Origin of the sequence: Enterococcus sp. HMSC072F02 (genome assembly GCF_001837725.1) — a bacterium.
Lineage (GTDB): Bacteria > Bacillota > Bacilli > Lactobacillales > Enterococcaceae > Enterococcus_B > Enterococcus_B lactis.
This window is the reverse complement of the sequence record NZ_KV833946.1, coordinates 1-1326: the sequence shown is the minus strand read 5'-3', so window position 1 is coordinate 1326 and position 1326 is coordinate 1. Positions and strand designations below refer to the sequence as shown.

General features: G+C 35.9%; 1 protein-coding gene. It reads right to left on the bottom strand.

Features of this window, described 5'->3' with window-relative positions; translation table 11 throughout:
- Window positions 1-51 precede the first annotated feature (51 nt).
- On the bottom strand, window positions 52-1224 hold the full coding sequence (locus tag HMPREF2731_RS05915) for an IS256 family transposase (protein ID WP_002316137.1): 1173 nt from the start codon (window positions 1222-1224) through the stop codon (window positions 52-54).
- Window positions 1225-1326 lie beyond the last annotated feature (102 nt).

Genomic DNA, 1326 nt, shown 5'->3' with positions numbered 1-1326 from the left:
AGTCAAGTCCACAATCCTGTGTAAAATACTATACAATGCTCTCACTATTTTTTACTTGGCAAATTTAATATATTTTCTTGATGAAGAAAGCCACTCATCGTGTTGATCAATAAGGACTGCTCCGATTAAACGATTGGCTGAAACGCAGTTTGGAAAGATACGAATAATTTTTTCTCTTCTGCGCACTTCTTGATTCAGTCGTTCAATTAGATTGGTACTCTTTAGTCGATTGTGGGAATTTCCTTGTACGGTATATTGAAAGGCGTCTTCGAATCCATCATCCAATGATGCGCAAGCTTTTGAATATTTTGGTTGATCGATATAATCATGAATCAATCGATTTTTAGCCTCACGAGCTAAGTTAATATCTGTGAACTTAAAAATTCCTTTAACAGCTTCTCTGAAAGATTTTGAATTTTTTTTAGGAATGGTGGTAAAGATATTTCTTAGGAAGTGAACTTGGCATCTTTGCCAACTTGCGTTGGTGAAGGATTTTCTAATGGCAGAGACTAATCCTTTGTGCGCATCAGAAATAACGAGTTCTGTACCTTGTAAACCGCGTTCTTTTAGGTATTCAAAAAATGTTATCCAGGTCTCTTCGCTTTCGCCACTTTGAATCATGAAGCCGATAATTTCACGGTCGCCATCTTTGGTTATTCCAATCGCTATATGACAGCTTTTTGAGAGTACTCGATTTTCTTCTCGTACTTTTATATAGAGTACATCGGTCATTAAGTAAGGATAATTTTTTTCTGATAATAAACGATTCTGCCACTCGTTAACCATTGGTTCTAGCTGTTCTGTTAAGCTAGAAACGAAGGACTTAGAGACGGATTTACCACAAAGTTCTTCCACAATTTTTGATACTTTACGAGTTGAAACGCCTGATACATACATTTCCAACATTGAAGCAATGAGGGCTTTTTCGTTTCGTTGATAACGTTCAAACACTGTGGGTGAAAAATGGCCATCACGTGTTCTGGGTACTTTTAATTCTAGCGTGCCTATACGTGTCGTAAAGCTGCGCTCATAATAGCCATTTCGTTGACTTTGTCGGTTTTCTGTTCGTTCATATTCTTTTGCTTGAATATATTCTGTTCGTTGATTTTCCATTAGTTGATTAAATACCGTTGTTAAAATATTTTTAGAAACGTCATCCTTTACAGAATATTCAATAATGCTTTGAATCTCTTCGCTTTTCAGTGTAAAATGTACTTGGGTCATGTAAAAGTCCTCCTGGGTATGTTTTTGTCGTTAAAAACATTGTACCGTAAAAGGACTGTTACATGGCCTTTTTACTTTTACACAATTATAAGGACTTTATCT